The organism is uncultured Microbacterium sp. (genome assembly GCF_963524805.1).
In the GTDB taxonomy this organism is placed as follows: Bacteria; Actinomycetota; Actinomycetes; order Actinomycetales; family Microbacteriaceae; genus Microbacterium.
Map to the genome: position 1 here is coordinate 630154 of NZ_CAURGG010000002.1, position 23310 is coordinate 653463.

Consider the following 23310-nt stretch of genomic DNA (forward strand, 5'->3'; position numbering starts at 1 on the left):
CCGCGGCTCAGGGCGTGACGATGTCGAACCCGGGATTCCCCTGCTGGAGCACGCCGAGCAGCGCGGCCAGCTGAGTCGTGTCGCCGGTGACGTCCACGCCCGGTGAGTCGCGGTCTCCCGCCATCAGAGCGAGCAGGCGCATCTTGGCGACCGAGACGGATGCTGCGGCATCCGGATCAGCGTGTGCGCGGCGGTAGATCAGCACACCGTTGCGCAGCGTGACGCGGTAGTTCTGGCCGAGATCGGTGAAGGTGAGGTTGATCGACAGGTCCAGATCCCAGGCCTTCGGCCCGTCCACCGAGATCGCGATCGCGTCGAGCAGCTGCTCGGGCGTCAGCTGCGCGAGGATCGCGGGCGCCGACGTGGCCGTCGGCGTGCCGAAATTGCCGTCGCGCAGCTCGGTCACGCCGGAGAGGAAGAAATTGCGCCACGTGCCGTTCTCGGCGCCGTAGCCCAGCTGCTCGAGCGTGTCGGCGTACAGTTCGCGCGCCCCGGCGTGGCGCTCGTCGGTGAAGATCGCGTGGTCGAGCAGAGTCGCCGCCCAGCGGAAGTCGCCCTCGTCGAAGGCTGTGCGGGCCACCTCGACGACCCGGTCGATGCCGCCGATGGCAGCGACGTAGCGCTGCGCCTGCTCGGCGGGCGGATGCGGCCAGAGCCGCGCCGGATTGCCGTCGAACCAGCCCATGTACCGCTGGTAGATCGCCTTGACGTTGTGGCTGACCGATCCGTAGTACCCGTGCGTGCTCCACGACTTCTCCAGCGCCGGGGGCAGCTGGATCATCTCCGCGATCTCCGCGCCCTGATAGCCCTGGTTGATCAGCCGGAGCGTCTGGTCGTGCAGGTACGCGTACAGGTCGCGCTGAGTCGCGAGGTAGCTGCCCACGCGTTCCGACGACCACGTGGGCCAGTGGTGCGAGGCGAAGGCGACGTCGCTGCGGTCGGCGAAGGTGTCGATGGCCTCGGTCAGGTACTGCGACCAGACATGCGGGTCGCGCACGAGCGCGCCGCGCAGGGTGAGCAGGTTGTGCAAAGTATGGGTGGCGTTCTCCGCCATGCACAGGGCACGGTACCGCGGGAAGTAGAAGTGCATCTCCGAGGGAGCCTCGGTGCCGGGTGCCATCTGGAACTCGATCTCGACGCCGTCGACCGTGTGGGTCTCGCCGGTGGTGCGGATGATGTGCGTCGGCACGATCATGCCGACCTCGCCGCTCGAGGTCGTCTGCCCGAGGCCTGCTCCGACCTGTCCCTGCGGACCACGAGCGAGCGCGGCGCCGTACATGTACCCCGCGCGGCGCGACATCGCCGTCCCGGCGTACACGTTCTCGGATACGGCGTGCTCGACGAAGCCCTCCGGGGCGATGATCTGCACTTTTCCGGATGCCGCATCCTCGGCGCTGGTGACTCCGAACACGCCGCCGAAGTGGTCGATGTGACTGTGCGTGTGGATCACCGCCACCACGGTGCGCTCCCCTCGGTGCGCCCGATACAAAGCCAGTGCCGCGGCGGCGGTCTCGGTGGAGATGAGCGGGTCGATCACGATGACGCCCGTGTCGCCTTCGACGAACGTCACGTTCGACAGGTCCAGGCCCCGCACCTGATAGATGCCCTCCACCACCTCGTACAGGCCCTGCTTGGCCACGAGCTGGGACTGCCGCCACAGGCTGGGGTGGACGGATGCCGGGGCATCCCCCGTCAGGAACGCGTAGCTGTCGTTGTCCCAGACGAGGTGCCCATCGGGACGCCGGATCACGGCCGGCTCGAGCGCGGCGATGAACCCGCGATCCGCGTCCTCGAAGTCCTGCGTGTCGGTGAAGGGCAGCGCTGCGAGGGCGGCGGCGTGCTGAGCGGCGATGGGGGCGGCGACCGGCTTGTTCTCCATGCCTACAAGCCTTGCAGAGCCTCCAGCCGACCGCTATCGATCGCCGCGATGAACGCGGCGTAGTCGGCGTCGTTCTGGTCGGCGTACAGCGCGGCGAAATCGGCCATGGCCTCATCGAACACGTCCGACTTGCCCAGGTACGCCGCGATCTCGACCCGGTCACCGGCACGCGCGTGGGCGCGGGCCAGCGTCTCTCCGCAGATGCGCGCGTAGAGCATCATTCCGCGCGGCACCACCTTCTCGGCATCCAAGGAGCCCTTCCAGTCGCGCAGCTGGCGCATGTAGAAGTCCCGCTCCACGTCGCCCTCGCCTCGCACCCGCTGCCACCCCAGGAAGATGTCGCTGGAGCCCTGCATGAGGCGCTGACCGCGCACGACCCGCTCGCCCTGATTCTCGTACTCGCAGGGCTGAAGGAACCGCTCGAGGACGGACGCCTGGGCCTCCTTGGCCTGCAGGAACAGCGGATCCTGCTCGTCGCGGCCGCGCATGAGCACGATCCACGCCCGCGTGCCGACGCTGCCGACGCCGACGACCTTGCGGGCCATGTGCACGTACGAGAACTCCGCGAGCGGGTGGTTGGCCGTGATCAGGGTGCTGCGGTACCCCGCCAGAATCGCCTGCATGCCGCTGACGGTGTCCTGCGCGCCGATGCCGTCGGGGAAGAGGTCCTCGACGGGCACGATGAGCGGCGCGTCCGCGATGATGCGCATCCGCCCGTCCTCGGTGGAGACGAGCTTGGAGAACGCCTGCATGCTGTCACGTGTGCGAGCCTTTGCGACGACGGCCTCGAAGTTCTTGATCTGCCGCTTCTCGGCGCGCTCCTCCTCGCGCTCGCTCTGCAGCCAGGTCTGCACCCGGTCGACGTCGAGGTGGTCGTACCAGGCCTCCAGCACTCCGGATTCCGCGGCCCGCAGCATCCGCTCCCGATAGCCGCGCGCGGCCGCGAGATTGATCGCCCGGCGCTCCTCGTCGGCGAACCCCCGGTATCGGCCGGCGATCTCGAGGCTCGCCACGAGCCGCTTGAGGTCCCACTCGAACGGGCCGGGGTGCGTCTCGTCGAAATCGTTGATGTCGAAGACCAGATGCCGCTCGGCGCTGGCGAACAGGCCGAAGTTCGACAGGTGGGCGTCGCCGCAGAGCTGGACGATCAGACCGCTGCTCGGGGTGCGGGCGAGGTCGGCCGCCATCAGCAGCGCGGCGCCGCGGTAGAAGGTGAAGGGGGAGACCATCATCCGGCCGTGCCGGATGGGGACCAGGTCCGCGACGCGCGAGGTGGCCTGCTCTTCCAGCAGCGTGACCGGATCGATGCGATCCTCGGGCGGTTCCCACGTCGCGTGACTCGTGCGCGGAGTGGCCACTCGAGCCGCTCGCCCGAACTCACGGCGGCCCTCGAAATCCGAAGGAGCCGGGGGTGTCAGCGTTGCGGTCATGGCGTCGTCGGTCATGGGTTCCCCCTGTCGCTCGTCGCCGCCCGCGAGCAGGGCGGTCGGCGCGTCCTGGCCACAGTCTGCCGCCCGGCCGGCCGAGGCGGAATACTGGCGGGGTCGCGAATGCGAAAGATCACCCGAAAGGGATGTCACGATGGCCCACGCAGATCCGCCGGTGCGGCGTCCCCTCAGCTCACCCCGCGCAGCAGCCCTCGCGGGTGTCCTGTTCGCCGTGCTGTTCACCACCGCGCTGGCGCTGCTGCGCTCCTCGCTGCCCGAAACGCTCGCTTCCGACACGGATTGGACGAACGGCGGCATGACCACGCGCCTCGGCATCGGTCTCGGCCTGGTGCCCTTCTCGGGCATCGCGTTCCTCTGGTTCATGGGCGTCGTGCGCGACCGGTTCAAGGACTCCGAGGACCAGCTCTTCTCCTCGGTCTTCATCGGCAGCGGGCTGCTGTTCCTGGCCATGGTCTTCGTCTCCTCGGCGATCGCGGGAGGCATCGTCGCCAGTGCGCCGCTGATCACCGACGAGCAGAGCCGCAGCGAGATGACGACCTTCGGCCGCGCCGTCATGCTGCAGGTCAGCAACATCTATGCGCTGCGGATGGCGGGAGTGATGCTGATCTCCCTGGCGACGATGTGGCTGCGCACCGGCGTGATGCCCCGGTGGCTGGCCTTCGTGACCTATGCCACGGCGATCGTGCTGCTGTTCGTGACGTCGTTGAGCCTGTGGGCCACCCTGATCTTCCCCGTGTGGGTGCTCGGGGTCAGCATCCTGATCCTCGTGCAGAACTACCGGCGGCGCGAGGCTGCCGAGGTCAGTTGAGACCGAACAGGTCCAAGGGGTGGGTCAGGCGCCACCATGCCGAGGGCGGGTCGATGTCCGCCGCCAGTTCGAGGGTCGTGCTGGCGGAGTCGAGAGGGCCGGCCACCGACAGGGTGCCGACATCCGCGCCCTTGTCCCGCGCGTCGCCCAGCGAGAAGTCGGTCGTGACCGCGCCGGCTCCGCCGTTCCAGAGGATCACATCGGCATCGTCCTCGGCAACGATGGCGACCTCCTCACCCCAGCGCGTGCTGACACGGCCCACGACGGTCCCGGCCGTGACGGAGGGCAGCGGCTGCAGGGCTGCTTCGACCTCGGAGTAGAGCGTGCGCGAGGCCGCGAGCCGCGCGGCGTCATCGGGCTGGCCGAGAACGGCACTGTAGACGCGCACCGGGGTCTCCCCGACGACGAGGTCCTTCGCGGAGAGCAGATTGTACGAGTCGAGGGAGCCCGTCTTGATCCCGACGACGCCGGGATCGGCGAGCAGTCCGTTCGTGTTCGTCACGACGCCGGCGCCGGGCAGCTCGACGGTCTGCTTCGCGACGATCTCGGCGATCACGGGTTCCGCCATCGCCTTCTTCGCCAGCGTGATGAGCGCTTCGGGACTGGCCTGATTACGCGAATCGAGGCCGGTCGGCTCCACGACGGTAACCCCGGGCACCCCGTGCGCGGCGAGCCAGGCGTTCGCCGCGCTGGCGAAGACGGCATCCGTCGGCCACAGATTTCCCGCCAGTCGGTCGGCGTAGTTGTTGGCCGAGCCGACGAGCATGCCCTCGAGCAGCTGGTACTGCGTCAGGGTGCCCCCGACCGGGACATCGAGCGCGGACTCGTTGTTGCCCAGATAGTCCCAGTACTGGGATTCGTCGCGGGAGGTGAAGCGGAACTCCGGTCCCTGCTCGCCCGGGGCGAGGGGCATCTCCTCGAGCACGAGCAGAGCGGTGACCAGCTTGGTGATGCTGGCGATCTGTGCGGCGTCGCCCGACGAGGCCACGACGCCGTCGATCCCGGCCACCGAGACCGAAGCGCTCCCCACGCCGGGCCAGGTGAGGGCTGCGGGCGCGGCGGCGATCGGATCGACCTGCACTCCCTCGACCGTCGGCGGGATGGCGTGCAGCGGCCAGAGCAGGGTCGTGGCCGAATATGCGCCGATCAGCAGCGCGATGATGACGATCGGCACCAGCACCCCGGCGCGCAACGGCGAACGACGGGGCGGGTTGCTCAGCAGCTCGGGACCGACGGGCAGATACGGGGATGCCGCGGCATCCAGATTCCGCGTCGCAGGGCCGGTGTGCGCGATGCGGTCCTCATCGACCCACGCCATCGCGACCCGCGGCGAGCCCGAGGGGCGGGTGCGGGGAAGCGTCGTCGTGGGCAGGACAGACGTGCCGGTCGCCACGGCGCCGACCACGCCGGCCGTCGAGGCGCCGACGGCCGGCGCCGGAGTCGCCGTGGAGGCAGCGCCGGAAGCCGAGGCCTGCACGATCGCCGCCCCGACATCGAACGTGACGGACTCGCGGGGTGCGGACTCGAGACCGTCGGCGTCGGTGGATGACACGGCGTCGGTGGATGACACGACGTCGGTGGATGACACGACACGCGTCCGCGCGCGCCGCGTGGGCGCAGGTGCGACCGCGTCATCCGGGCTCATGAGCCCAAAATACCCCGTCTGGGCGGGGCTATAATCATCTGGTCAACACGGGAGTCCGGTGTGCCGGGCTGAGAGGAAGCGAAAACGCTTCGACCGTCGAACCTGATCTGGGTCATGCCAGCGCAGGAAGGAGATCCGCCGTGAGCGTTTCCACGTCCCTGTCCACCCCCGCACCGTCGTCCCCCGGGACGCGTCGGTGGCGGGTCGTCGACATCGTCGTCGCCAGCGTGATCGGCGTCGCGTCGGGCCTGATCTTCCTGGCCTGGAACGTCGCCTACCGCGGGCCGAGCGCGCTGCTCGAGCCGTTGCTGCCCGGGCTGCAGGGGCTGCTCGACGGACCCTGGCTGTTCGCGGGAGTGCTGGGCGCGCTCATCATCCGCAAGCCCGGCGCGGCCGTCTACACCGAACTGCTCGCCGCGGCCGTTTCCGCACTGATCCTTGTGGGCAACACCTGGGGCGCGGTGCTGACCCTGGAGGCGGGCCTCGTGCAGGGACTCGGCGCAGAGCTCGTCTTCCTGCTGTTCTTCTACCGCCGGTGGAACCTGCCGGTCGCGATGCTCGCGGGTGTCGGGGCGGCGCTGGCGGGCGGCCTCAACAACCTCCTCCTCTGGTACGCCGGTGCCGATGTCACCTTCGTGGTGGTGTACCTCATCAGCACCTCGGTGTCGGGCGCGGTCATCGCCGGCGCGCTGTCGTGGCTGCTCGCGCGCGGGCTCGCCGCCACCGGCGCTCTCGACCGCTTCGGGTCGGGACGCGAGATGCGCGCCCGCGTGTAGCCGGTGAGCGGCACCGCGCCGGGACCGGCGACCGTCGAGGCGCGCGGGTGGGGCTGGCGCCACGCGAGCAGGACCGACTGGGCGCTGCGCGATGTCTCGCTGCGCATCGAGCAGGGGGAACGGGTGCTGCTGCTGGGTGCCTCCGGCTCGGGCAAGTCGACCCTGCTGCACGCGCTGGCCGGCGTGCTGGGCGGCGCGGACGAGGGCGACGCCGGCGGTGAGCTGACGATCGACGGGATGCCGCCCGCGGCGGCCCGCGGTCGCGCCGGGCTCGTGCTGCAGGATCCCGACGCGCAGGTGATCCTCGCCCGCGTCGGTGACGATGTCGCTTTCGGCTGCGAGAACCTCGGCGTTCCGCGCGAGGAGATCTGGTCCCGCGTCCGCGACGCGCTCGACCGCGTCGGCCTCGACGTCGCGCTCGATCGGTCGACGAGCGCCCTCTCGGGCGGGCAGAAGCAGCGGCTCGCGCTGGCCGGGCTGATCGCGATGCGACCGGGCCTCGTGCTGCTGGATGAACCGACCGCGAACCTCGATCCCGCGGGCGTGCGCGAAGTGCGTGAAGCCGTCGCGAGCCTGCTCGACGCACAGGGCTCCACCTTCGTCGTCGTCGAGCACCGCGTCGAGGTGTGGCTTCCGCTCGTGACCCGCGTGATCGTGCTCGGCGAGGGAGGCGTGATCGCCGACGGCACGCCCGACGCGGTGCTCGGCGCCGAGGGGCCGGAGCTTGCCCGCCGCGGAGTCTGGGTCCCCGGCATCCCGCCCGCGCTTCCCCCCGCGCCCCAGCACGCTCCTGGCCCGGCGCTGCTGCGCGCCCGCGGTCTGGCCGTTGAGCGCGTCCGCGGCACGCCGGTCGCGGCAGGCATCGACCTGGACGTGCGCGAAGGCGCAGCGCTTGCCATCACCGGACCGAACGGCGCAGGGAAATCGACACTCGGCCTGACCCTCGCGGGACTGCTGCCGGCGGCATCCGGTGAACTCGTCGCTGAGCCCGCTCTCGCCGGCGGGGCCGGACCGTCGCCGATCCGGTGGCGCTCCCGCGAGCTGCTCACCCGCATCGGCACGGTGTTCCAGGACCCGGAGCACCAGCTGCTGGCGCGCACGGTGCGCGAAGAGCTGGAGGTGGGGCCGACCGCCCTGGGGCTCGGGGCGGGGGAGATGGCCGAGCGGGTGGACGACCTGCTCGTGCGCCTGCGGCTGGACCGGCTGGCCCGCGCCAATCCGTTCACGCTGTCGGGGGGTGAGAAGCGGCGCCTGACCGTGGCGGCGGCGCTGGCGACGCGGCCGCGCATGCTGGTGCTGGACGAACCGACGTTCGGTCAGGACGCCCGCACGTGGGCCGAGCTCGTCGGTCTGCTCGCGACGCTGCGCGACCAGGGCTCGGCGATCGTCGTGGTCACCCACGACCTGGACGTCGTGACGGCTCTGCACGCAGACCGGTACGAGATGGCGCTCGCATGACGCTCGTCGACGCGCGGGCGCACACCGGTGTCGTCGCCCGGATCAATCCGGTCGCGAAGCTCGCCGCCGCGGTCCTCATCACCGTTCCGCTCGTCCTGACGCTGGACGTGGTCTCGGCCGCCGTCGCACTGGCGCTCGAGCTGCTGCTCATGCCGTTCGCGGGGCTCGGCTGGCGGGAGTTCTGGGCCCGTACGTGGCTGGTGTGGGTGCTGGCGCCGCTCACCGGCCTCACGATCGCACTGTACGGACGCACCTCGGGCGAGGTGTACGTGGAGTGGCTCGCCGTGCGCGTGAGCGACGGGTCGCTCGAGCTGGCGCTGGCGACGACGCTGCGGGTGCTGGCGATCGCCCTGCCCTCGGTCGTGCTGTTCGCGACGGTCGACCCGACGGATCTGGCCGACGGTCTCGGGCAGATCCTGCGGCTGCCGGCGCGCTTCGTGCTCGGGGCACTGGCGGGGCTGCGGATGGTGGGGCTCTTCCTCGAGGACTGGCGGGCCCTCGAGCTCGCGCGCCGCGCTCGAGGTGTGGCCGATCGCGGCCGCATGCGCCGATTCCTCGGTATGGCGTTCGCGCTGCTCGTGCTCTCGATCCGTCGCGGCGCGAAGCTCGCGACCGCCATGGAGGCTCGGGGCTTCGGCTCGTCGCTGCCGCGCACGTGGGCTCGCCCGTCGACGTTCGGCGCCGCCGAATGGGTGCTGATCCTGATCGGAGCTGCGATCGCCGCGATCGCGGTGGCCGCCGCGCTGGCGGCCGGTACGTGGAACTTCATCCTCGGGCCGGCCTGAGGATCAGGTCGCATCCCACAGCCGCCGGTAGTACGCGAGCCGTTCGCGGTCGGGGTCCACGCCGTATGCCTGGATGAGCGGGTCCTCCCAGCCCGGGCCGTAATTCCACCCTGTGCTCATCGCCGCGACCGCGATGTCGGCCCATCGGTCGGCCACCCCCAGCGCGCCGAGGTCGACGTGGGCGGTCCACCGGCCGTCCGGGCCGATGAGGGTGTTCGGGCAGCACGCGTCGCCGTGGCAGACGACGAGCCTCTCGACCGCAGGAGGGTCGCGAAGCTCCTCGGGAATGCGGATGCCGCGGCCATGCGCATTCGCGAACCGTGAGGACACGCTCCACTCGAACGGGCACTGCGCCACGGGCAGAGCGTCGTGCAGAGCGCGGAGGCCCTCGCCGATCGCGCGCACGGCGGTGGCCGGATCGGCGACCCACCGCGGTGCGACGGCGGTCTCGCCGGGAAGGGCGGCGGTCACGAGCCACTCGTGCGTCCGGTCGCCACCGACCTCGAGCACAACAGGGACGGCAGCGAACGGGCGGGCCCATGCGAGACGTTCCGCCTCCCCGGCGAACGTGGTCTCGGCGTTGCGCGGCCCGAACTTGATGTACCGGCCGTCATCCGCGGCGAAGGTGACGCCTCCGAGTTCGTTGACCCAGACGGGCTCGAGCGCCGCCCCGCGGGCGAGCTCGCGCACCGGGTCGGGCACCGCGACCGGCTCGGTGGGGATCCACATGGGTCCATTGTCGTGCCGGGTGCCCTCAGGACCTCTCTGACACCGATGCCGAATTCAGGCTGTTTGCGCAGAGGGCCGGCGGCCGCCCGCGATTTTCCGCACCTTCGCCGCCGCAGCCCACGTGGGTAGCCTGAGTACGGCATCCGGCGGGTGGCCGCGACGACAGGAGGACCCCGCCGACTCCCGGGTTCACGGTGGAACTCAGTGCCGCCTAGAGTGGGATGCAGTCGCACGTTCGAAGGAGAGCACATGGACATCGCAGGCGCTTCCGCCCTCGTGACCGGCGGCGCGAGCGGTCTCGGCCTGGCCACCGCCCGCCGCTTGGCCGCCGCCGGCGCCGCTGTCACGATCATCGACCTGCCGACCTCGGCCGGACCGGATGCCGCCGCCGAACTCGGCGGCACGTTCGCCGCCGCCGACGTCACCAGCCCCGAGCAGGTGGCCGATGCGGTGTGCGTCGCCGCGGCATCCGGCCCCCTGCGCGTCGTCGTGAACTGCGCCGGCATCGCTCCGCCGGCCAAGGTGCTCGACCGCGAGGGCGAGCCGTCGCCGCTGGACGCGTTCGAGCGGATCATCCGGGTCAACCTGATCGGCACCTACAACGTCATCGCCCAGGCGTCGTCGGTGATGGCGCGCACGCAGCCCGACGGTGAGAGCGGCGACCGCGGCGTGATCGTCAACACCGCGAGCGTCGCCGCCTTCGACGGGCAGATCGGCCAGCCCGCATACTCGGCGAGCAAGGGCGGCGTGCACGCGATGACCCTGCCGATCGCGCGCGAGCTCGCCCGCTACGGCATCCGGGTCGTCACGATCGCCCCGGGCATCATGGAGACTCCCATGCTGGCGGGCCTGCCGCAGGCCGCGCAGGACTCCCTCGGCGAGCAGGTGCCCTACCCCGCCCGCCTCGGCCGGCCCGACGAGTACGCCTCGCTCGTGCTCGAAGTGGTGCGCAACGGCTACCTCAACGGCGAGACGATCCGGCTCGACGGCGCGATCCGCATGGCGCCGAGATAGGCAAGGAGAACCATGAGCGATTCGATCCTCGTCACCCGCGACGGCGCGCTCGCGCGCGTGACGTTCAATCGTCCGGCATCCCTCAACGCGATGGACTTCGAGATGGGGACCCTCTGGCGCGACATCGCGCACGAGGTCACCTCCGACACGTCGGTCGGGGCCGTGATCCTGGATGCCGCCGGCCCGGCCTTCTGCGCCGGAGGAGATGTCGTCGCCATGGCGACCTCCGGAGCGGGCGGTGAAGCGGTGACCGCGACGGCCCATGTGATCCACGACGGCATCCGCACCTGGGCGCTCTCGGACAAGCCGATCATCGCTGCGGTGCAGGGCGCGGTCGCGGGCGGCGGGCTCGGGCTCATGCTCAGCGCGGACTACATCGTCGCGTCCGAACACGCGAAGTTCGTGAGCAGGTACGCGAACATCGGCCTGACCCCCGACCTCGGCGTCTCGACGCTGCTGCCCGCCGCGATCGGCCAGCGCCGCGCGCTGCAGCTGCTGCTGCAGGACCGCACCCTCAGCGCCGCCGAAGCACTCGACTGGGGGCTGGTGGCCGAGGTCGTCGGGCCCGAGGAGGTCGCCGGTCGCGCCGAGGAGGTCGCGCGGTTCTGGCTCGAGAACGCCACGGTCGCCTTCGGGCAGGCCAAGCGTCTGGTCCGTCAGGGGGCGGACCGCACCTTCACCGAGAACCTGGCCGACGAGGCCAGGACGATCGGCGCCCGCTTCGACACCGAGGAGTCGAAGCTGCGCGTGGCCGCTTTCGCCGCGGCATCCCGCAAGCACGCTGCCCCGAAGGAGACCGCATGACCACCCTGGCCGGCAAGACCATCCTCATGTCCGGCGGCAGCCGCGGCATCGGGCTCGCGATCGCCCTGCGCGCCGCGGCCGACGGCGCGAACATCGCGCTGCTGGCCAAGACGGACTCGCCCCACCCCCGCCTCGAAGGCACGGTGCATTCCGCTGCCGACCAGATCCGCGCGGCGGGCGGCAACGCGCTGCCCATCGTCGGCGACGTCCGCAACGACGACGACATCACCGAGGCCGTGCTCAAGACGCAGGGCGAGTTCGGCGGCATCGACATCATCGTCAACAACGCGAGCGTCATCGACCTCTCGCCGTCGCTCTCCCTCGCCGCGAAGAAGTACGACCTCATGCAGGACGTCAATGTCCGCGGCACGTTCATGCTGTCGCAGGCCGCGGTGCCGATCCTGAGGGACGCGGAGAACCCGCACATCCTCTCGCTCTCGCCGCCGCTGAACCTCGACCCGAAGTGGCTCGGCGCGCACACGGGCTACACGCTCGCCAAGTACGGGATGACGATGGTCACCCTCGGCTTCGCGGCGGAGTTCGCCACGGAGGGCATCGCGGCCAACACCCTGTGGCCGCGCACGACGATCGCCACCGCGGCGGTGCAGAACCTCCTCGGTGGAGACCTGGTGATGGCAGCCAGCCGCACGCCCGAGATCTACGCCGACGCGGCGTACGAGGTGCTGACGCGCCCGTCGCGGGAGTACACGGGTCAGAGCCTCATCGTCGAGGACGTGCTGGCGGATGCCGGCATCACCGACTTCTCGCGCTACGCCGCCGTCGCGGGCACGCCGGACGAGCGGCTCTTCCCCGACATCTTCCTCTAGCGCCGCGGTCAGGGTCAGTGCTTGTTGCCCGTGAGCAGCAGGATGCCGCCGAGCCCGATCATGAGCCCGCCGCCCGTGGCCGAGAGGGCGGCGATGCGCTTCGGCGACTTGCCGAACCAGGTCCGCGCCCCTGCCGCGGCGAGGGCCCAGACCGCGTCGGAGATCAGGGCGATCACGAAGAAGACCAGGCCCAGCTCGATCATCTGCAGCGGCACCGACCCGGACTCGAGGTCGACGAACTGGGGGAGCACCGCCACGAAGAAGGCGATCGTCTTCGGGTTCGTGATGCCGACCACGAACCCCTCGCCCAGCTGCCGCCAGTGCGAGCGCGGCAGCGCCCCCGACATCGCCGCCTCGGCCGCGCGATTGCGGTGCCGGATCGCCTGGACGCCGAGGAACATCAGATACAGCGCTCCGGCGACCTTCACGATCGTGAACAGCACGACCGAGCGCGCGACGATGCCGCCGACCCCGAGCGCGACCAGGCCGATCACCGGCAGCAGGCCCAGCGCGTTGCCGAGCACGCTCAAGAGTCCTCCGACGCGGCCGAGGGCCAGCGTGCGACCGATCGTGAACAGCACGCTCGGCCCGGGGATCACGATGAGCACGACCGCGGCGAGCACGAAGGCGAGCAGACTCTCGGTCGGAACCACAGGGTAACGATAGTGGGATGCCGCGTCGGACGGGCCCGCGCGGCCCGAGCCCCCGGCGCTGCGGCGCCGCCATCAGCCCGGCTGCACCCGCACCGTGACGGTGCCGCCCCGGTCCCACACGAAGGCGACGCTCTGGCTCCCCGTCATCCCCGCCGGCCGATCCTGCGCGGGGATCAGTGCGGAGGGCAGCACCACGGTCAGGTCGCCTTCGGCATCCCATTCGCCCGATGCGCATCGAGATCGGGTGAGCGCGCCGTCGGTGAGCAGGATGCAGAACTGGTCGCCGCGCCTGCTCGGGGCGCTGCCGATCCACAGGTTCCAGCCGAAGTGCTCGCCGAGCGGCTGCGCCCAGGTCATCTCGGCGCTGGCCGGCAGGTCCGGCGCGTCGGCGATCGCCGAAAGGTCGACGAACCGACCGGTGTCCGCGTCGATCAGCACCGGGATGACCGTCGCGTCGACGGACTCCTGGGTCTTGGGGCGCGCGGTGTCGGCACGCGACGATGCGGAGGCGGGGTCGGGCGCAGTCGGCCCGAGCAGCATCGTGACGATGCCGTCCGGCCCCCACCAGAACCCGAGGCTCTGGGCGGCGCTCATCTGCGGCGGGCGCTCGTCTGCGGCGATCCCGGCGTAGGGCACGGTGATCAGCATCGCCCCCTGCGCCTTGAGGTCGGTGGGCATGCAGTCGGCGCGCATCGTGCCGTCGCCGTCCAGCAGCAGGCAGTTCTCCGTGCCGTCGGCACCCTGCGCCCCGCCGATCCACAGTCTCCAGCCGTAGTAGTCCCCGAGCGGCTCCACCCAGGTCATCGGCCCCTCGACGGGGAACAGCGGCATCTCGGTCGCGGTGATGTCGACGTAGTCGCCGAACGACCCGTCGATGCGCACCTGGATCAGCACATCGGACTGCGGATCCTCGATGAAGGCGAGTGCCTCGCGGACACTCTGCGGGATGCCGCCGGCGGCGCCGGTCGCGACCGTGTCGGATGCCGGCACCGCCCGCATCTGCGACGCCGCTGTGCCGCCGAGCACGAGCCCGACGACGGCGACCGCGGCGACCAGCGCTGTGTGCCAGCCTCGGCGGCCGCGCCGGACGGGAACGACGTCCACGACGCGGGCGTCCCCGGCACGGTCGGCAGTCCGGGCGCCCGTGCCCGCGGCATCCCCTCCCGCATCCGGAGAATCCTGCCCGGCCGCCCCCCGCGACTGCGGCACCGCATCAGCGGATCTCGGCGGCGCCACGGGCATCGGCGGGAGCGCCAGATCCTCGAGCGCGGCCAGCCGCGCCAGCGCGGCGGGATCGTCGGCGATGTCGGGGGAGGGGCCGTACGCGCGCCGGCGCAGCGCGTCCAGTTCGGCGCGAGCCGCGGCATCCATCGTCACCGTCCCCTCGCCCCACGCTACTCCGGCGGGCGCGGGTGCGGGCGGGTGTGCACACGTTCCGGCCGGGGTCCACGCAGGTTCGTCCCCTACCCTGAGAGCATGACGATTCGGCCCGAGGGAACGCCCGTGCGACAGGTGCGCCCCAAGACCGAAGGCTGGCAGCAGAAGAAGGACGCCGAGGGGCGCCCCCTGCTGCAGTTCGCCTCCCCCAAGCGCGGCAAGCCGCCCGTTCACCTGGCCGACCTCACGCCCGATGAGCGCGTGGCCAAGGTGAAGGAGCTGGGCCTGCCGGGCTTCCGGGCCACGCAGCTCGAGAAGCACTACTTCACGCACTGGACGCACGATCCTGCGGCGATGACCGACCTGCCCGCCGAAGGACGCGAAGAGTTCGTCCACGGGATGCTGCCGCCGCTGCTGACCGAGGTGCGCCGGCTCGAGACCGATCGCGGTGACACGATCAAGTTCCTCTGGAAGCTGCACGACGGCGCGCTGGTCGAGTCCGTCCTGATGCGCTACCCCGGCCGGATCACGCTGTGCGTGTCATCGCAGGCGGGGTGCGGCATGAACTGCCCGTTCTGCGCGACCGGTCAGGCCGGCCTCACCCGCAACATGTCGGCCGCCGAGATCATCGAGCAGATCGTGCGCGCCAATGCCCTGATCACCGCCGGCGGTCTCGGCGGGAAGAAGCGCGACGACCATTCCGCGGAGCGCGTGAGCAACATCGTCTTCATGGGCATGGGCGAGCCGCTGGCCAACTACGCCCGCGTGATGCAGGCGGTGCGGGTGATGACCGACAAGCAGCACGGCCTGGGGATGAGTGCGCGCGGCATCACCGTCTCGACGGTCGGGCTCGTGCCGGCGATCACCAAGCTCGCGAATGAGGACATCCCGGTGACGTTCGCGCTGTCGTTGCACGCACCCGACGACCTCCTGCGCGACGAGCTCATTCCCGTCAACTCGCGCTGGAAGGTCGACGAGGCGCTGGATGCCGCGCGGAACTATTTCGACAAGACCGGTCGCCGCGTCTCGATCGAGTACGCGCTCATCAAGGACATGAACGACCACGGCTGGCGCGCCGACCTTCTGGCCGACAAGCTCAACGCGCGCGGACGCGGGTGGGTGCACGTCAACCCGATCCCGCTCAACCCGACGCCCGGTTCGATCTGGACTGCGTCCGAGGTCAGCGTGCAGAACGAGTTCGTTCGCCGGCTCAACGATGCCGGCATCCCCACGACGCTCCGCGACACCCGCGGCAAGGAGATCGACGGGGCCTGCGGACAGCTCGTCGCGACGACCGAGGACGAGGCCGCCGCGGCGGCCACCCCCACCGAAGACTGACGCGAGCTCGCGGCTGATTCCCGCGCGCGAGCGGTCCGCCTGACAGAATCGGCACATGCCGAATTGGCTCCTCTTCGCTCTGGTCGCCCTCGCGTTCGCCGCGATCGCGACCTGGGTCTCGCGCCGGCTGCTCGATACGCCCGTCGGCTGGCTGCGCTCGCTGGTGTTCTCGGTCGTCGTGTTCTCGCTGAGCATTCCGCTGGTGCTGTGGATGCTGGAGCAGTCCAACGTGTACGAGGACGGGCAGTTCCTCGTCGCATGGCCGATCGCCGGAACGATCGTCGCCCTCATCCTCGGCTGGGTGTTCGCCGTCGTAGTGGTCGTCATCGTCGTCAGCGAGTTCCTCGTGCCGACGCGGCCGCTGCGCAATCCCATCGTGGTGATCCGCAATGCCATCCGGCGGCGGGACCGGGCCCGGCGGTACGCGCAGATCGTCGTAATCGCCTCGCGGCACGGCATCGGGCTGTACCAGAACCGTGCGAACGGCTACACCGACGAGCTGCCCGAGGCGCTGGTCGGCGCACTCAACGAGGCCGGCGTCACGTTCGTCAAGCTGGGCCAGGTGCTCTCGTCCCGCGAGGACGTCCTGCCGCCGCAGCTGGTCAAGGCCCTCTCGACGCTGCAGATGGATTCCACCCCCATCCCCTGGTCCGAGGCGGAAGCGGCGATCCGCCACGAGCTGCAGCGACCACTGGATGAGGTGTTCGCCTCGGTCGATCAGACGCCGCTGGCCGCGGCATCCGTCGCCCAGGTGCACGCCGCGGTGCTCAAGGACGGTGAGCGCGTGGTGATCAAGATCCAGCGGCCGCGCGCGCGGGCGCAGGTGACGACCGACCTCGACATCCTGGAGCGACTCGCGGCCGACGCCGAGCGGCGGACGGAATGGGCGCGCGACTACGGCGCCCGCGCGCTCGCCGCCGAGTTCGCGCGCACCCTGCGCGAGGAGCTCGACTACCGCGTCGAGGCCGCGAACACCGAGATGATCCGCGGAGCGATCGAGCGATCGCACGCCCCCGCCCTGAACGTGCCCACCGTTCATCACGACGTCACCACATCGCGGATGCTGGTGATCGAGCGTGCGGACGGCATCCCGTTCAGCCGCCTCACGCCCGATGCGCTGCCGCCCGCCCAGGCGGAGGCGGTGGTGAACGGCGTCGTGGACGCCGTGTTCGAGCAGATCGCGGTGCGCGGGGTCTTCCACGCCGATCTGCACGCCGGAAACCTGATCCTCGCCGAGGACGGAACGGTGACGCTGATCGACTTCGGCGCGATCGGCATCCTCGAGCGGAGCGTCCGCCGCCTCCTCGCCCCGCTTCTGGTCGCGATCGCCAACGACGACGACGTGTCCGCGACCGACATCGTCCTGCTGCTCTGCGCCCCGATGTCCGGTGGAAGCGTCGAGCAGGCAGTTCTGCAGCGGGACATCGGGGCGATCCTCACGCGCGTGGCCAACGCGCAGGTGGGCGAGAACGTCTTCACGGCGCTGATCGACGTGCTGCGCCGGCATCGCCTCGCGATGCCGCCGTCGCTGCTGCTGGTCTTCCGCACCCTCATCTCGCTGGAGGGATCGCTGCGCCGGCTCGTTCCCGGCTACGACATGGTCGGCCGCGGGCTCTCGCGTGCCCCCCTCATCGCGCTGCAGCTCGCGTCTCCGAAGATGATCGCCCTGGGGCTGCAGGCGCAGAGCGCCATCGTCTCCGAGCAGCTGCGGCGCCTGCCGCGCCGGATCGAGGGCATCACGCAGGCACTGCAGGACGGCACCTTCCAGGTCCGGGTGCGCGCGCTCGAGAGTGCGGACGATCGCCGGTGGCTGGATTCCATCCTCGGCGAGGTGACCGCGACGGTGGTCGGTGTGGCGCTCGTGGCGACCGGCTTCTTCCTCGCCGTCTCGGACGTCGGCCCGCAGATCACCGACGGAGTGCGTGCATTCTCGTTCCTGGGGAGCGTGCTCGGACTGGGCGGGATGCTGCTGCTCCTGCGCAGCCTGAGCGGCGCCTTCCGCCGGCGCGAGCCCGAGAGCTGATCGCGCGGCTCGCCCACGGGCGAGTCAAGCCCCGCCCGCCGGTCGATCGGCGCGGGTAGCGTTGACGGATGGTCAATTATCGATACCTCGGCAACAGCGGACTGAAGATCTCGGAGATCACCTACGGCAACTGGGTGACGCACGCCTCACAGGTCGGAGACGACGACGCGATCGCGACGGTCCATGCCGCGCTGGATGCCGGCATCACCACGTTCGACACCGCCGACGCCTACGCCAACACGGAAGCCGAGACCGTCCTCGGCAAGGCGCTGGCCGGTCAGCGACGCGAGTCGCTGGAGATCTTCACGAAGGTGTACTGGCCGACCGGTCCGAAGGGTCCCAACGACAGCGGCCTGAGCCGCAAGCACATCATGGAGTCGATCAACGGATCGCTCAAGCGGCTCGACACCGACTACGTCGAGCTCTACCAGGCCCACCGCTACGACTACGAGACCCCGATCGAGGAGACCTTCCAGGCCTTCGCCGACGTCGTGCGGCAGGGCAAGGCGCTCTACATCGGCGTCTCCGAGTGGACCGCCGAGCAGCTGCGCGAGGGACACGCGCTCGCGAAGCAGCTCAACTTCCAGCTGATCTCGAACCAGCCCCAGTACTCGCTGCTGTGGCGGGTCATCGAAGACAAGGTGATCCCCGCGTCGGAGGAGCTCGGCATCTCGCAGATCGTGTGGTCGCCCATGGCGCAGGGCGTGCTGAGCGGCAAGTACCTCCCCGGTGAGCCGCTGCCGGCGGGGTCCCGGGCGACCGACGAGAAGAGCGGCGCGGGCTTCATCAAGCGCTTCATGGACGACGACGTGCTGACCGCCGTCCAGCGCCTCAAGCCCATCGCCGACGAGGTCGGGCTCACCATGCCGCAGCTGGCCATCGCGTGGGTGCTGCAGAACCCGAACGTCGCCGCGGCGCTGGTCGGCGCGTCGCGTCCAGAGCAGATCGCCTCCAACGTCGCCGCCTCGGGCGTGACGCTGGATGCCGACACCATGTCGGCGATCGCCGACGCCGTGGGCGGCGTCGCGGTGACCGACGCGCAGCAGACCTACTCGGTCTCGCCCGCGTCGCGTCCGTGAGCTGAGGGCCGTGCGGACACCTCATGCCCGTGATGAGCGCCGGCATCCTGCTGTACCGACTGAGATCGCAGCAGCAGGATGCCGGTGTGCTCATCGCCCACATGGGCGGTCCGTACTGGCTGGGCAAGGACGATGCCGCCTGGTCCATCCCCAAGGGCGAGTACGACCCCGACGCCGAGACCGCGATAGATGCCGCACGGCGCGAGTTCGCCGAAGAGCTGGGCGTGCCGGCCCCGGACGGCCCCTACGCCGAGCTCGGGACGTTCGCCTACTCGTCGGGAAAACGCGTGACAGTGTTCGTCGCGGACGGATCGGATTTCTCGCTCGAGGGGCTCGTCTTCGGCGAGTTCGAGCTCGAGTGGCCCCCGCGGTCGGGTCGCACGGCGTCCTTCCCCGAAGTGGACAGGGTCGAGTGGACGACGATGGATGCCGCGCGTGAGCGCCTGGTGAAGGGGCAGCGTCCCGCGCTGGACGCGCTCGAGCGTCATCTCTCCGCAGCGGGCGGGTAGCTCACTGAAAGCCCGGCGGCGGAACGGCCGTCGGCGTGGGCGCGGACGCCTCCGGAACGGACGGTGTCTCCGCCGGGGCGGAGGCCGCCGCAGCCGCGGAGTCGGCGGGGATCGCGATGACGCTGCCGCCGGGCATGAGCGTGTAGCTGATCGGCTCGCCGAGCCCCGTGAACGCATCGCTCTCGGCGTCGGAGTACCACGCGGGCAGCACCACGGTGACCGGGTTCGCGTAGGCGTTCTCGACCGGGATGCAGGTCACCGAGGCGGCGGGGAGGTCGGCGATGATCATGCAGAACCGGTTGTCGAGAGTGGGGCCGGCTCCGACCGTTCGACCGTAGAGGATGCCGTACGGCCGCAACTGGTCTCGGATCAGGCGCTCGGCCACATCGCCGCCGCCGGGCAGGGCGAGGACGTCGGCGCGCAGTCCGTCCAGGTAGAGGCCGTAGCTCTTCTCGTACCCGACGGCGCGTCGCTCGGTGGCGGTGGCGGCCGCCTTCGCGTCGCCTGAGGGCAGGGCGGCGTCCGGTGTCGTCGCGCCGGTCCATGCTGCGACACCCAGGACGACGGCGACGACAGCCGTCGCGGTCACCAGCCGCGCGTGCCATCGCGGGGCGCGGGCGGGGGACCCGCCGCTCTCGACGACGACGGTGGCGGCCGCGACGGGCGTTTCCGCCGGCAGGTTGGCGGTCGGTGCAGCGTCGATCAGGTCGGGCGCGGTGGCCGGCGTGCGATCGAGCCGCAGCCGGTCCTCGAGCTGGGTGAGCCGTGCCAGCGCATCCGGATCGCCGAAGATGTCGGCATCCGGTCCGTAGGCGCGGCGTCGCAGCGCCGCGAGCTCCCGTTGCTCGTCGGCGGCGGTGCCCGACGGCTCCTCTGCCACGGTTCCAGGGTACGGCGGTGTGCGCCCCGCAGGGCGGGGTGGGCGGGGTGAGCTCTCTCGGGGAGCGGTCGGCGCGCGGCCCGGGCCCGCGCTCGTGTCCCGGCCTACAACACGGGCGGCGAGGACGGGCCCGTGCCGGGAGCGCCGTCCGCTGACCTCTCGGCGTGCCACTCGTCGAGCAGCTGCGGCATCCGCCGGGCGAGGAACCGGAAGAACTCGGACATGTCGCGCGCACGCGTGACCGACTGGGGCGCAGCGGTGTTGTCATCGGCGATGCGGTCCACGACGTCGGCGAGCCGTTCGTACAGGGGCATGTTGGCCGTGATCACGACGTCCCAGCCGCCGTCGCGGATGTCGTAGCGGTCGCGGCGATCTCCGTGATGGGGGAGCCGGTGGATGATGTGGATCGCCTGCAGGTAGCGCACGGCACCCGACACCGCCGCCGCGGAGACCCCGAGCCTCTCGGCGAGCTCGGCCGCGGTGTATCCGGCGTCGGGCGAGCCGACGAGCGCCATCATGACCCGGGCAGGCATGCGCGGCATCCCGGCGGCCGTCATCATCGCCGCCGCCTGCTCGGCCGGTTCCGTCCCCGCGTGATCCATCACCCTCATCCTGCCGGAGCCAGCTCGCGGCGGCGCATGAGCGCGGCGGCGGCGCCTGCGATCGCCGCGATCGCGAAAAGAAGCCACCACAGGCCCTGCAGGGCCACCCCGTCGCCGGTCACGGTCGGGGCGATCGCGATGGGGGCGATGTGCACCAGCCAGTCCGGAAAGCCGAACAGCGGCCCGAACAGGCCGAGCACCATGGCCAGGAACACCAGCGTCCACCCCAGCGGGATCGTCAGGCGCGGTGCGAGCACGAAGACGAGCGCGGTCACCACGAGGAAGACGGATGCGGCGACCACCTGCCCCGCGGCGACCACGGCGGCATCGCCCATCAGCGACCAGTCGCCGCCGCGGCCGGCGATTCCGAGGGCGGCACCGGTGACGCCGGCGGCGGCCACCACGGCGATGGCGGCGAAGCCCACGAGGACGTACCCGGCCAGCCAGCTGACGCGTCCGGTGGGCGTGGCGAGCACCGCCTCCGCGGTGCCGTGGACCTCGTCCTGACGAGCGCGGCACACGGTCTGCACGGCCGCGCAGGCGGCGAGGATGCCGAGCACCTCGAAGAAGATCACCACTGCGCCCTGCGCGATGCTGGCATCTGCGCTGATCGAGGCGAGGATCGCCTCGACCGAGGGCAGCTTCGTGGCCACGTCGGCCAGGACACCCGCCAGGCTCGTGGCCAGCAGGCCCGTGAGCAGGCCGCCGACCGCCCAGCCCAGGATCGATCCCCGGGTCATGCGCCACACGAGCGCGGTCGGTCCGGTGAGGCCGGCCGGGGCGTCGGCGCGCCCGCGCCGCTCCGGCACGAGACTTGCACCGAGGTCGCGCGAGGACTGCAGGGCGACCGAGACGCCCGCCAGGGCGAGACCGAAGGCCGCGCACAGCACGAGGGGCCACACGTTGTCGTCGGCGAACGGCCGCGAGTTCTCACCCCAGCCGAACGGTGAGAGCCACGTGAGCCACGAGCTCTCGATGCGCTGCAGATCCGGGCTCGGCGTCCCGAGGGCGTTGCCGAGACCGGCGATCAGGAAGCTCAGCAGCAGCACCCAGACCGCGAGTGAGTTCGCGCCGCGCGATGTGCGCATGAGCTGGCCGGACAGCAGACCCACGCCCAGGAACGACAGTCCCACGGCGGCGGCGCCGAAGCCGGCGACGAGCGAGCCGCTGACCCCCAGCCCCGTGCTGATCAGCGCCAGCGCCGTCAGGACGGCGAGGGCGAGATTCGCCAGAAGTCCGTGCACCACAGTCGCGAGCAGCGGCTGGACCCGGCCGGCCGGCGTGGCGGTGACCAGCTCGGCTCGGCCCTGCTCCTCGTCCATGCGGGTGTGCCGCACCGCGAGGAACGAGCTCATGAAGGCGGCGAGCATCGCGAGGAACGGGAAGATCAGGAACAGCATGAACGCGCCCTCGTCGGCGCCGGAGGGCAGACCGCGGAAGAGCATGATGACGGGATTGGCGATCGCCGTCGCCAGCAGCGCCTCACGATCCTGCTGCGTTCCGTAGCTTTCGCTGACGCCGACGTAAGTGACGTACGCCAGGAGCGCGGTTCCCAGGATCCACATCAGCAGCTGCCAGCGATCGCGGCGCAGTCGCTGGCGCAGAAGGGTCGAGAAGACGTTCATCGCCCCGCCGCCGCGTGCTCGTCTGCGTACTGAGCGTCCCCGTAGTGACGGAGGAACAGCTCCTCGAGCGAGGGCGGCTCGATCCGGAGCCCTGTGACGTTGCGGCGCGCCAGCTCGGGAAGCGCCGCGGCGACCTGATCGCTGTCGATCGTGAAGCGGGCCCGACCGTCGGCGAGCGACGGATCGTGGGCGCCGGCGATGCCGGCGGCCGCGGCGACATCCGTCGCCTCGAACGAGACCTCGGTGCGCGTGAGGTGGCGCAGCTCCGCGAGCGTCCCGGACTCGACGACCTTGCCGGCGCGGATGATGCTGACCCGATCGCACAGCAGCTCCACCTCCGAGAGGATGTGGCTGGAGAGCAGAACCGTGGCCCCCGCATCCTTCATGCGTGCCATCTCGTGGCGGAAGACCACCTCCATGAGCGGGTCGAGGCCACTGGTCGGCTCGTCGAAGATGTACAGATCGGCGGGCACGGCGAGCGCTGCGATCAGCGCGACCTTCTGCCGGTTGCCCTTCGAATACGCACGTCCCTTCGTGCGCGGATCGAACTGGAAGACCTCCATGAGGCGCGTCTTCGCGTCGCGGTACGCGGCGTCGTGCCTCGAGGCACCCCGGAGGCGCGCGAGCACGTCGATCGACTCACCGCCCGAGAGATTGGGCCAGATGCTCACATCGCCCGGAACGTACGCGATGCGCCGGTGCAGGGGGACCGCCGAGCGCCATGGGTCCTGCCCGAAGACGGTCGCCTCTCCGGCCGTGGCGCGCGCGAGCCCGAGGAGGACGCGGATGGTCGTGGACTTGCCGGCACCGTTGGGACCGAGGAAGCCGTGCACCTGCCCGGACTCGACCGCGAGGTCCAGCCCGTCGAGGGCGTGGACATGCCCGTAGTGCTTGGTCAGACCCCTCGTGTGGATGACTGCGTTCATGGCTCACACGGTACGCCGGTTTCAGAAGTTTGTGAATGGTGTGTTGCAAGATCACGGTTCGCGAACTTATGTATACCTAGAACGGCCATATCGGCATGGCCAGAGCGCACGCATCGCCCTCTGTA

21 protein-coding genes and 1 riboswitch are annotated in these 23310 nt (G+C 70.8%); of the genes, 11 read left to right on the forward strand and 10 right to left on the reverse strand.

The genetic code is table 11. From position 1 onward, the window contains the following. Positions 1-7: 7 nt before the first annotated feature. Together RWQ91_RS07470 and RWQ91_RS07475 are read right to left on the reverse strand one after the other, a co-directional pair. Positions 8-1879 carry an alkyl sulfatase dimerization domain-containing protein gene (locus RWQ91_RS07470; protein WP_314504256.1) on the reverse strand — a complete coding sequence of 624 codons (1872 nt, stop codon included), beginning with the start codon at positions 1877-1879 and terminating at the stop codon, positions 8-10. A 2-nt stretch (positions 1880-1881) separates the two neighbouring features. Then, entirely contained in the window at positions 1882-3324 is a 1443-nt protein-coding gene (locus RWQ91_RS07475; RefSeq protein ID WP_314504259.1) for a DUF2252 domain-containing protein, read from the reverse strand. Between the two features lie 136 nt (positions 3325-3460). Between RWQ91_RS07475 and RWQ91_RS07480 the strand changes: the two genes are divergently transcribed. Next, positions 3461-4135: a hypothetical protein gene (locus tag RWQ91_RS07480; RefSeq protein ID WP_314504261.1), complete on the forward strand. Its 675-nt coding sequence runs from the start codon at positions 3461-3463 to the stop codon at positions 4133-4135. On the opposite strand, the gene RWQ91_RS07485 is transcribed toward RWQ91_RS07480, so the two are convergent. Next, positions 4128-5780 (reverse strand): D-alanyl-D-alanine carboxypeptidase, encoded by a 1653-nt coding sequence (locus RWQ91_RS07485; protein ID WP_314504264.1) that lies wholly within the window; start codon positions 5778-5780, stop codon positions 4128-4130. The two genes, RWQ91_RS07480 and RWQ91_RS07485, sit on opposite strands and share 8 nt — an antisense overlap. 37 nt (positions 5781-5817) lie before the next feature. Continuing rightward, a riboswitch (TPP riboswitch) is annotated at positions 5818-5926 on the forward strand. Here RWQ91_RS07485 and RWQ91_RS07490 point away from each other — a divergent pair. From RWQ91_RS07490 to RWQ91_RS07500, 3 genes are all read left to right on the forward strand, one after another. Continuing rightward, positions 5921-6556 (forward strand): ECF transporter S component, encoded by a 636-nt coding sequence (locus tag RWQ91_RS07490; RefSeq protein WP_314504265.1) that lies wholly within the window; start codon positions 5921-5923, stop codon positions 6554-6556. Its footprint overlaps the riboswitch before it by 6 nt. A 3-nt stretch (positions 6557-6559) precedes the next feature. Beyond that, positions 6560-8014 carry an ABC transporter ATP-binding protein gene (locus RWQ91_RS07495; RefSeq protein WP_399546051.1) on the forward strand — a complete coding sequence of 485 codons (1455 nt, stop codon included), beginning with the start codon at positions 6560-6562 and terminating at the stop codon, positions 8012-8014. Next, positions 8011-8799: an energy-coupling factor transporter transmembrane component T gene (locus RWQ91_RS07500; RefSeq protein WP_314504267.1), complete on the forward strand. Its 789-nt coding sequence runs from the start codon at positions 8011-8013 to the stop codon at positions 8797-8799. Before RWQ91_RS07495 ends, RWQ91_RS07500 begins: the two co-directional genes overlap by 4 nt. A 3-nt stretch (positions 8800-8802) precedes the next feature. Here the strand turns inward: RWQ91_RS07500 and RWQ91_RS07505 are convergent, their stop codons facing one another. Further along, entirely contained in the window at positions 8803-9528 is a 726-nt protein-coding gene (locus RWQ91_RS07505; protein ID WP_314504270.1) for an aminoglycoside 3'-phosphotransferase, read from the reverse strand. A gap of 249 nt (positions 9529-9777) precedes the next feature. Here RWQ91_RS07505 and RWQ91_RS07510 point away from each other — a divergent pair, with 249 nt between their 5' ends. Genes RWQ91_RS07510 through RWQ91_RS07520 form a run of 3 tightly spaced genes read left to right on the forward strand, consistent with a single transcriptional unit; the run spans position 9778 to position 12173 of the window. Beyond that, positions 9778-10542 (forward strand): SDR family NAD(P)-dependent oxidoreductase, encoded by a 765-nt coding sequence (locus RWQ91_RS07510; RefSeq protein WP_314504272.1) that lies wholly within the window; start codon positions 9778-9780, stop codon positions 10540-10542. 12 nt (positions 10543-10554) lie between these two features. After that, on the forward strand, positions 10555-11346 hold the full coding sequence (locus RWQ91_RS07515; RefSeq protein WP_314504275.1) for an enoyl-CoA hydratase/isomerase family protein: 792 nt from the start codon (positions 10555-10557) through the stop codon (positions 11344-11346). Further along, positions 11343-12173, forward strand: coding sequence for an NAD(P)-dependent oxidoreductase (locus RWQ91_RS07520; protein WP_314504278.1), 831 nt, complete (start codon positions 11343-11345; stop codon positions 12171-12173). Before RWQ91_RS07515 ends, RWQ91_RS07520 begins: the two co-directional genes overlap by 4 nt. Before the next feature lie 14 nt (positions 12174-12187). On the opposite strand, the gene RWQ91_RS07525 is transcribed toward RWQ91_RS07520, so the two are convergent. Together RWQ91_RS07525 and RWQ91_RS07530 are read right to left on the reverse strand one after the other, a co-directional pair. Then, positions 12188-12826 (reverse strand): LysE family translocator, encoded by a 639-nt coding sequence (locus tag RWQ91_RS07525; protein ID WP_314504281.1) that lies wholly within the window; start codon positions 12824-12826, stop codon positions 12188-12190. Between the two features lie 72 nt (positions 12827-12898). Then, positions 12899-14203 carry a hypothetical protein gene (locus RWQ91_RS07530; RefSeq protein WP_314504283.1) on the reverse strand — a complete coding sequence of 435 codons (1305 nt, stop codon included), beginning with the start codon at positions 14201-14203 and terminating at the stop codon, positions 12899-12901. 99 nt (positions 14204-14302) lie between these two features. Here RWQ91_RS07530 and rlmN point away from each other — a divergent pair, with 99 nt between their 5' ends. The 4 genes from rlmN to RWQ91_RS07550 all read left to right on the forward strand — a co-directional run bounded on the left by rlmN (position 14303) and on the right by RWQ91_RS07550 (position 19152). After that, positions 14303-15541 (forward strand): 23S rRNA (adenine(2503)-C(2))-methyltransferase RlmN, encoded by a 1239-nt coding sequence (gene rlmN / locus RWQ91_RS07535; RefSeq protein WP_314504285.1) that lies wholly within the window; start codon positions 14303-14305, stop codon positions 15539-15541. Positions 15542-15596: 55 nt separating this feature from the next. Then, on the forward strand, positions 15597-17564 hold the full coding sequence (locus tag RWQ91_RS07540; protein ID WP_314504286.1) for an AarF/UbiB family protein: 1968 nt from the start codon (positions 15597-15599) through the stop codon (positions 17562-17564). A gap of 68 nt (positions 17565-17632) precedes the next feature. Continuing rightward, entirely contained in the window at positions 17633-18643 is a 1011-nt protein-coding gene (locus RWQ91_RS07545; RefSeq protein WP_314504289.1) for an aldo/keto reductase family protein, read from the forward strand. Positions 18644-18666: 23 nt separating this feature from the next. Next, positions 18667-19152 carry an NUDIX domain-containing protein gene (locus RWQ91_RS07550; protein WP_314504291.1) on the forward strand — a complete coding sequence of 162 codons (486 nt, stop codon included), beginning with the start codon at positions 18667-18669 and terminating at the stop codon, positions 19150-19152. Between the two features lies 1 nt (position 19153). Here the strand turns inward: RWQ91_RS07550 and RWQ91_RS07555 are convergent, their stop codons facing one another. From RWQ91_RS07555 to RWQ91_RS07570, 4 genes are all read right to left on the reverse strand, one after another. Continuing rightward, positions 19154-20032 carry a hypothetical protein gene (locus RWQ91_RS07555; protein ID WP_314504294.1) on the reverse strand — a complete coding sequence of 293 codons (879 nt, stop codon included), beginning with the start codon at positions 20030-20032 and terminating at the stop codon, positions 19154-19156. Between the two features lie 104 nt (positions 20033-20136). Beyond that, positions 20137-20634, reverse strand: a complete 498-nt coding sequence (locus RWQ91_RS07560) for a helix-turn-helix domain-containing protein (RefSeq protein ID WP_314504295.1) — start codon at positions 20632-20634, stop codon at positions 20137-20139. 5 nt (positions 20635-20639) lie between these two features. Beyond that, positions 20640-22259 (reverse strand): polyketide antibiotic transporter, encoded by a 1620-nt coding sequence (locus RWQ91_RS07565; RefSeq protein WP_314504297.1) that lies wholly within the window; start codon positions 22257-22259, stop codon positions 20640-20642. Beyond that, positions 22256-23185: an ABC transporter ATP-binding protein gene (locus RWQ91_RS07570; protein ID WP_314504299.1), complete on the reverse strand. Its 930-nt coding sequence runs from the start codon at positions 23183-23185 to the stop codon at positions 22256-22258. The genes RWQ91_RS07565 and RWQ91_RS07570 overlap by 4 nt, the downstream gene beginning before the upstream one ends. Positions 23186-23310: the final 125 nt, after the last annotated feature.

Coding starts and splice junctions, on each gene's coding strand:
- RWQ91_RS07565 (WP_314504297.1), bottom strand. CDS start 22,259: ATGAACGTCTTCTCGACCCTTCTGCGCCAGCGACTGCGCCGCGATCGC.
- RWQ91_RS07570 (WP_314504299.1), bottom strand. CDS start 23,185: ATGAACGCAGTCATCCACACGAGGGGTCTGACCAAGCACTACGGGCAT.
- RWQ91_RS07505 (WP_314504270.1), bottom strand. CDS start 9,528: ATGTGGATCCCCACCGAGCCGGTCGCGGTGCCCGACCCGGTGCGCGAG.
- RWQ91_RS07485 (WP_314504264.1), bottom strand. CDS start 5,780: ATGAGCCCGGATGACGCGGTCGCACCTGCGCCCACGCGGCGCGCGCGG.
- RWQ91_RS07515 (WP_314504275.1), top strand. CDS start 10,555: ATGAGCGATTCGATCCTCGTCACCCGCGACGGCGCGCTCGCGCGCGTG.
- rlmN (WP_314504285.1), top strand. CDS start 14,303: ATGACGATTCGGCCCGAGGGAACGCCCGTGCGACAGGTGCGCCCCAAG.
- RWQ91_RS07510 (WP_314504272.1), top strand. CDS start 9,778: ATGGACATCGCAGGCGCTTCCGCCCTCGTGACCGGCGGCGCGAGCGGT.
- RWQ91_RS07540 (WP_314504286.1), top strand. CDS start 15,597: ATGCCGAATTGGCTCCTCTTCGCTCTGGTCGCCCTCGCGTTCGCCGCG.
- RWQ91_RS07545 (WP_314504289.1), top strand. CDS start 17,633: ATGGTCAATTATCGATACCTCGGCAACAGCGGACTGAAGATCTCGGAG.
- RWQ91_RS07520 (WP_314504278.1), top strand. CDS start 11,343: ATGACCACCCTGGCCGGCAAGACCATCCTCATGTCCGGCGGCAGCCGC.
- RWQ91_RS07500 (WP_314504267.1), top strand. CDS start 8,011: ATGACGCTCGTCGACGCGCGGGCGCACACCGGTGTCGTCGCCCGGATC.
- RWQ91_RS07480 (WP_314504261.1), top strand. CDS start 3,461: ATGGCCCACGCAGATCCGCCGGTGCGGCGTCCCCTCAGCTCACCCCGC.
- RWQ91_RS07550 (WP_314504291.1), top strand. CDS start 18,667: ATGCCCGTGATGAGCGCCGGCATCCTGCTGTACCGACTGAGATCGCAG.
- RWQ91_RS07475 (WP_314504259.1), bottom strand. CDS start 3,324: ATGACCGACGACGCCATGACCGCAACGCTGACACCCCCGGCTCCTTCG.
- RWQ91_RS07470 (WP_314504256.1), bottom strand. CDS start 1,879: ATGGAGAACAAGCCGGTCGCCGCCCCCATCGCCGCTCAGCACGCCGCC.
- RWQ91_RS07560 (WP_314504295.1), bottom strand. CDS start 20,634: ATGGATCACGCGGGGACGGAACCGGCCGAGCAGGCGGCGGCGATGATG.